The organism is Anaerolineales bacterium (genome assembly GCA_022866145.1).
Classification (GTDB): domain Bacteria; phylum Chloroflexota; class Anaerolineae; order Anaerolineales; family E44-bin32; genus PFL42.
This window is the reverse complement of sequence record JALHUE010000395.1, coordinates 1-6,030: the sequence shown is the minus strand read 5'-3', so window position 1 is coordinate 6,030 and position 6,030 is coordinate 1. Positions and strand designations below refer to the sequence as shown.

Annotated in this window: 8 protein-coding genes; 3 read left to right on the top strand and 5 right to left on the bottom strand. The window is 65.6% G+C overall.

The features are described 5' to 3' along the window. The coding region (locus tag MUO23_11975; protein MCJ7513675.1) for a zinc ribbon domain-containing protein at positions 1 to 384 on the bottom strand (384 nt) is incomplete at its 3' end. A gap of 51 nt (positions 385 to 435) precedes the next feature. On the opposite strand from MUO23_11975, the gene MUO23_11970 reads away from it, so the two are divergent. The 3 genes from MUO23_11970 (at position 436) to MUO23_11960 (ending at position 2,943) form a co-directional block, all read left to right on the top strand. Continuing rightward, positions 436 to 1,053, top strand: a complete 618-nt coding sequence (locus MUO23_11970) for a guanylate kinase (protein MCJ7513674.1) — start codon at positions 436 to 438, stop codon at positions 1,051 to 1,053. Positions 1,054 to 1,106: 53 nt separating this feature from the next. Then, the gene (locus MUO23_11965) at positions 1,107 to 1,832 is read left to right on the top strand and encodes a rhomboid family intramembrane serine protease (protein MCJ7513673.1); all 726 of its coding nucleotides are present in this window, start codon (positions 1,107 to 1,109) and stop codon (positions 1,830 to 1,832) included. An 82-nt stretch (positions 1,833 to 1,914) separates the two neighbouring features. Continuing rightward, complete coding sequence (locus MUO23_11960; GenBank protein ID MCJ7513672.1) at positions 1,915 to 2,943, top strand: NAD(P)/FAD-dependent oxidoreductase; 1,029 nt, start codon at positions 1,915 to 1,917, stop codon at positions 2,941 to 2,943. 114 nt (positions 2,944 to 3,057) lie between these two features. Here MUO23_11960 and MUO23_11955 read toward each other — a convergent pair whose 3' ends face one another. The 4 genes from MUO23_11955 to MUO23_11940 all read right to left on the bottom strand — a co-directional run. Then, positions 3,058 to 3,522 carry a hypothetical protein gene (locus MUO23_11955; protein MCJ7513671.1) on the bottom strand — a complete coding sequence of 155 codons (465 nt, stop codon included), beginning with the start codon at positions 3,520 to 3,522 and terminating at the stop codon, positions 3,058 to 3,060. Positions 3,523 to 3,526: 4 nt separating this feature from the next. After that, a complete protein-coding gene (locus tag MUO23_11950) occupies positions 3,527 to 4,615 on the bottom strand; it encodes a membrane dipeptidase (protein ID MCJ7513670.1) in 1,089 nt (362 codons plus the stop codon). Further along, positions 4,609 to 5,619: a TIGR03617 family F420-dependent LLM class oxidoreductase gene (locus MUO23_11945; protein MCJ7513669.1), complete on the bottom strand. Its 1,011-nt coding sequence runs from the start codon at positions 5,617 to 5,619 to the stop codon at positions 4,609 to 4,611. The genes MUO23_11950 and MUO23_11945 overlap by 7 nt, the downstream gene beginning before the upstream one ends. A 20-nt stretch (positions 5,620 to 5,639) precedes the next feature. Continuing rightward, a partial coding sequence (locus MUO23_11940; protein MCJ7513668.1) for an acyl-CoA thioesterase occupies positions 5,640 to 6,030 on the bottom strand: 391 nt, incomplete at its 5' end.

Genomic DNA, 6,030 nt, shown 5'->3' with positions numbered 1-6,030 from the left:
GTCGTCACCCATCCCGTCGCCCCCCGAAGCCAGCTCGGGGAAGTCCTTCTCGATCTGGTCAGGGTCTTCGCCGGCTTCCATGCGGTCGACGACCTCGTCGAACTCGGGCGGCAGGTCCTCCCCCATCTCCTGGCCCATGCGCCGCATCATATGCGCCATGGCCCGCGGATCGTCCTCGTCGACCGAGTCCCAATCGCTCGGATCGGAAAGCGAGTCCATCCGTGATTCCTCGGAGCGCACGACCCGGACGCGGTTGATCAAACGCTTCAGGTTGGCGCTGCCGCACTTCGGGCAGCTGACCGGCTGGGTACCGTAGTCAGCATAGGTCTGGTAGATCGACGCCCGCTTGCGGCAGTCCATGCAGCCATAGTCATAGGTCGGCATCGCAGCCTCCACCACTTGCATTATACTGACCTGCACCGCAGGAGATCGAGGGTGGACGCAGGATTCCCCCCGAATACGCGCCAGCCGCTGCTGATCGTGATCTCCGGCGCCTCGGGCGCCGGCAAGGACACGGTGCTGCAGCGGATGAAGGCCCGCGGCCTCCCCTTCCACTTCGTGGTCACTGCCACCACCCGCCAGCCCCGACCGAACGAAGTCGATGGCCGGGATTACTTCTTCGTCAGTACTGAGCGATTCGCCTCGATGATCGAGCACGGCGAGATGCTCGAGCATGCCATCGTCTACAACGACTACAAAGGCATCCCCAAGCAGCAAGTACGGCAGGCTTTGGCCAGCGGGCAGGACGTGGTCATGCGCATCGACGTCCAGGGAGCGGAGACGCTTCGCGCCCTGTGTCCGGAGGCCCTGCTGATCTTCCTGGTGCCGGCGAACGAGGAGGAGATGATCCGCCGCCTGATGGCTCGCAGAACCGAAAGCCCGGAGGATCTGCAACTGCGCATCGAGACCGCCCGTCAGGAGCTCAAGCGCATGCACGTCTTCGACTACTATGTTGTGAATGCCGACTCGCACTTGGACGCGGCGGTTGACAGGATCGAGGCCATCATCGACGCCGAGCACCACCGGATTCACCCTCGCCAGGTAACCCTGTGATCGACCCCAGGCCGGCGGACGCCGCGCCGGCACCCCCGCGCCCCCAGGGAGGGATGCGGCCGAGGCGGCCCAACCTGGCGGCCATGGTCCGGCAGCATCCGGTTACGTTCAGCCTGATCGGCGTGAACCTGGGCGTGTTCGTCGGCCAGCTGCTGTTGACCAGCCTGCTCGGATTCGATCTGATCATCGCCCTGGGCGCCAAGGAGAACGCGGCCATCGCCGCCGGCCAGTACTGGCGCCTGCTCTCGCCGGTCTTCATCCATGCCGGCCTGGCGCACCTGTTCGTCAACATGTATTCGCTGTACGTGATCGGGCCGGCCGGCGAGCAGTTCTTCGGTCACGTCCGCTTCCTGGTCTTCTATCTGCTGTGCGGCTTTGCCGGGGCGATCTTCAGCCTCGCTTTCAACCCTTCTCCGTCGGTCGGTGCCTCCGGCGCAATCTTCGGGCTGTTGGGGATGCTCGGTGCCTTCTGGTTTGTGCATCGCACGACCTTCGGACCGGCAGGCAATGTCCAGCTGCGCCAGATCGCACTCGTAGCCGCCCTCAACCTGGTGATCGGTCTGTCGCCCGGCATCGATTTTTGGGCCCACCTCGGCGGGTTCCTGACAGGCATCGCCCTGGGCCTGCTGCTGGGGCCGCACTACGAGGCGCAATGGACGGATAGCGGCCAGCTGCGCATGCTGGACACACGCCCGTGGCCGCGCGTCCGGGCGGGAGCCCTGCTGGCCCTGGCGGCGCTGATCGGCCTGGCGGTCCTTGCCGTGCTAAACCTGCCGTGACGGCGGCCCACATTGACGGCCGCTTGCCGGGTCCCTATAATCCGCACGTTCGTTCCCTTCATCTTCAGGAGAGAGCCCGGGCATGACCGACACGGTTTTCGATATCTCCTTCATCGGCGCCGGCCCGACAGGGCTGTTCGGCGCTTTCTACGCCGGCCTGCGGGAGCTGTCGGTGAAATTGATCGACGCCTTGCCGCAGCCCGGCGGCCAGTTGATTGCCCTGTACCCCGAGAAGATGATCTACGACACCCCCGGCCTGCCAGCCATCCTGGCCAAGGACCTGGTAACGGATCTGGTGCGGCAAGCTTCGCAGTGGAAGCCGGTTTTCGCCCTGAGCGAACGCGCCCACGGACTGCAACGCGTTGCCGCCCCGGGCGGGCCGGAGGGCGAGACCTGCTGGCGCGTCGACACCGACCGGGGCCAGCACTACACCCGCACCCTCATCCTGGCGGCCGGTATCGGCGCGTTTGAGCCGGTGACACTAAAGGATGAGACCGTGCAGGGCTTCATCGGCCGGGGCGTGGAGTACATGGTCCACGACCTGGACGCCTACCGCAACAAGCGGGTGCTCATCATCGGCGGGGGGGACTCTGCCGTCGATTGGGCCCTGGCCATGCAGCCGATCGCCAAGCATGTGACCCTCATCCATCGCCGCGAGGGGTTTCGCGCGCTTGACACCTCCGTCAATGCGCTGAAGGCCTCAACCGTCGACGTCCGCCTGTTCCACGAACTGCGCACGCTCAAGGGCAAGGACCGCGTTTCGTCCGCCGCGATCTTCGACAGCCGCACCCAGGCCGAGACAACCCTAGAGGTTGACGAGGTCATTCTGGCGCTTGGCTTCAAGGCTGACCTGGGGCCGGTTCGCGAGTGGGGGCTGGAAACCATCGGGCGGCGCTACGTCAAGGTCAACTGCAAGGGAGAGACCAACCTGCCCGGTGTGTATGCCGCCGGCGACGTCGCGCTGCAGGAAAACCAGGATCCGCTGAACCTGATTGTGATCGGATACGGGCAGGTCACGACCGCCGTCAACTATGCCTACACCGTGGTCCGGCCGGGCGGAAAAGTGTTCCCTGGGCATTCCAGCGAGAAGATGGCCGGCACCCACCTATAGCTGGAACACCAAGAGAAAAGACTGCCGCGACCTGCGGGTCGCGGTGCCGTCGTTCGGCGGCTGGATGCGGTATCGCCTCGATGCAGGGCGACCTCGCAGGCCGCCGGCGGCCGATCAGGTCTCTTCGGACGCCGGCTCCGAGGGTTTCGGGCCGCGCGGCCAATACAACAACACACCCACCAGGCTGGTCAGCACGCCGATCACCAACCCCAGCACCTGGACCTCACCGAAGTACAGCCCACCGCGCAGGGTATGCGAGCCGATCCCCAGGAAGTCGGCAAAGGAGGCGGCGACGGCGACTACGTATCCGGTGGCAATCAATCGCACCCCGACCTCCGCCCGCAGGCTCAATGGCCGGCCGTTGCGAACGAGGCGTACCGCCAGGTAGGCGCCCGTCAGCAGAACCGCCAGCCCGCTCAACCAGGTGTATATCTGTACGAAGCCGACCACCGGGCTGCGGTCCATGCCAATCAGATCGGGCTCGATGCCGATGATGAACACGACGAATCCCAGAAAGACCAGCGTCATCCAACGACGCGCCCATCGAACCTGGCGTGGTGTCAGTTTGGCCCCGGGCATATTCTCAGTTCTCCGGCAGCAGGCGGTGGAGCAGGGACAGCCAGTTTCCCCCCAGGATGGCCTCGACGTCATGCGGGGAGTAGCCACGGACGGCGAGCGCATCGCCAATTAACCGCAGGTCGGCAACGCTGTCAAGTCCGGCCGGGATCTTGTGCAGCCCAACCCCGCCATCAAAATCGCTTCCCAGGGCGACATGGCGGGCGCTGCCGGTCAGCTGGCAGATGTAGTCCACCTGAGCACACACCCGGTCGAGCGTGACGGCCTCCCGCCCATCCTGCGGCTTCCAGCCACCCAGCAGAAAGGCGTTGTACAGCACTAGGCCGATGACGCCATCTCGTTCTGCCAGGCCTCGCACGACAGCGTCGGTCAGATGCCGCTCGGGAGTTGGGGATCCCTCAAGCAGCGCCTGGGCATTGCTGTGCGAGGCCAGGATCACTCCGGGATAGACGTCCAACGCCTGGCGTTGTCCTTCTTCTGTCATGTGGGAGAGATCGAGCGCCAAGCCGAGTTCGGCCATGGCCTGTAGCAGCCTGCGCCCGTCCGCCGTCAGCGGGCCGGGCTCATGCGTGCCCCCGGCGTAGCGGCTGCCGGTCCAGGCCGGGCCGAGGATGCGCAGGCCCTGGGCATGCCAGGTTTCGAGCTCGGCGAGGTCCTGCAGCCCATCGCCCCCCTCCATCAGCAGCACCAGACCCAGGCGAGGCATAGCCGGCGCCGGCTGCTCCCAGGTTGCCAGCACTTCGTCTAGGGCCCGCCGGTTTCCCACCAACTGGAACCGGTCTGCATGCACCGTGGTCAGCCGCTTGTAGGCATCCAGGCTGGCCAGGTAAAGTGCCCGGGCCTCGTTCAGATCTCGGTAGCACATCGACTCCCAAGGGCCAACCTTGCGCCGGATGGGCGCCGCGAACAGCGTAGCAAATACCACGCCCACCCGTCCGGCAACCCACTGCGGCCATCCCAGCAGGGCCTGGCCGGTGTGAACCGGGATCTGCGTGTCTTTCTCCAGGGCTCGCGTCTCGCCGACCGATCGGGAAGGGTCGCGCCCGAAGGTCAGGATGTTCCAGGCAATGTCCTCATGACCGTCGACGATCAGCATCCTGCCGCTCGCATCCGAGAGATCAGGCGCTGCCAAAACGCATCCCGCGTGCCCGGCGTGAATGGCAGGTACAGGCCAAGTCGATCTGCGATTCCTGCGTACCGCTCGGCAAGGGCATCGGGCAAGTCGCTTTCAGAAGACACCACGGCGAAAGTTGAGAGCATTTCCTGGGTGATGCACTCGCTCATCTCGCCCCAGGCGCCACGCTGCGAGAGTGCCCGCAGCTGATCCGCCGTCTCAGCCCACCCATGCAGGGCCATCACCGGGCGGTAGGTCGGGGTCGATGCGTAGAAGGCGATCTGACTCCGCGCCAGCTGCCGTTCCTCCTGGTTGGTGACAGCGAAGGCCGTGACGCTAAGGGCAATGGCCTGCGGCGAGCGGCCGGCACCGGCCGCCCCTTGAGTGATCGCGGGTTGAATGACCTCCTGCAGGTAGCGCAGCGAGTGGTAGGGATGGACCACGAAACCGTCGGCAACCTCTCCTGCCAGGCGGGCCAAGCCGGCATTGACTCCAGCGACATAGATAGGGATCTCCGGCTGTGGGATCGGCCCCGGGTCAAAGAAGGGCGTCATCAGCGTGACCTTGTAGTACTCGCCGCGCACATTCGGGCGCCCACCCAGCTGCCATGCGTCCCACACCGACCGGATGACCTGGACGTGCTCGCGCAACGCCCGGACGGGGGAGGCGGGCCATGGCATCCCAAATCGACGCTCAACATGCGCCCGCACCTGCGTTCCCAGGCCAAGGATGAACCGACCGCCCGACTGCGCCGCCAGGTCCCAAGCCGTGTGGGCCAGCACCGTTGGACTGCGGGCGAAGGCAATGGCCACAGCTGTCCCCAGCGCGATCTGGCGGGTGTGTTCGGCAGCCAGGGTGAGGGGCAGGAATGGATCATGCTGGATCTCGCTGGTCCACAGCCCGTCAAATCCCATGGCCTCGGCCGCCTGCGCCAGAGCAGGGACCTGGCCGAGCATGGCGGAGGGCAGGCTGGCGTCGAGGTGCATCGGGCTGCAACCGCGGCTGGCTAAGCAGCGCCCTCAAAGGCCTCAATGGTCCGGCGCCAGTCGGGCGGCACGGCCATCGATCGCAGGCGGCGGTAGTCGTAGGCCACCGACACGGTTTGCCCCTTGGCCATCAGGCGCGCCGCTTCCGAGTCCTCGATAGCATACGATAGAGTGAGGCTCTTGGTACCGACGCGATCAGTGTGCACGCCGACACGCAGGGCCGTTCCGTAGACAATCGGTTGCAGATACTCACACTCCGCCTTGACCAGAATGATGCCGATGTCGAGGAACTCCTTGCCGTCCCACAGTCCGAGATGGCGCAGGTAGGCGGCGCGGGCCGTCTCCATGTAGGTGAAGAAGACGACGTTGTTCACGTGCCGCTGGGCGTCGATGTCCGCGTAACGGACCTCG

Coding starts and splice junctions, on each gene's coding strand:
- MUO23_11960 (MCJ7513672.1), top strand. CDS start 1,915: ATGACCGACACGGTTTTCGATATCTCCTTCATCGGCGCCGGCCCGACA.
- MUO23_11945 (MCJ7513669.1), bottom strand. CDS start 5,619: ATGCACCTCGACGCCAGCCTGCCCTCCGCCATGCTCGGCCAGGTCCCT.
- MUO23_11965 (MCJ7513673.1), top strand. CDS start 1,107: ATGCGGCCGAGGCGGCCCAACCTGGCGGCCATGGTCCGGCAGCATCCG.
- MUO23_11955 (MCJ7513671.1), bottom strand. CDS start 3,522: ATGCCCGGGGCCAAACTGACACCACGCCAGGTTCGATGGGCGCGTCGT.
- MUO23_11950 (MCJ7513670.1), bottom strand. CDS start 4,615: ATGCTGATCGTCGACGGTCATGAGGACATTGCCTGGAACATCCTGACC.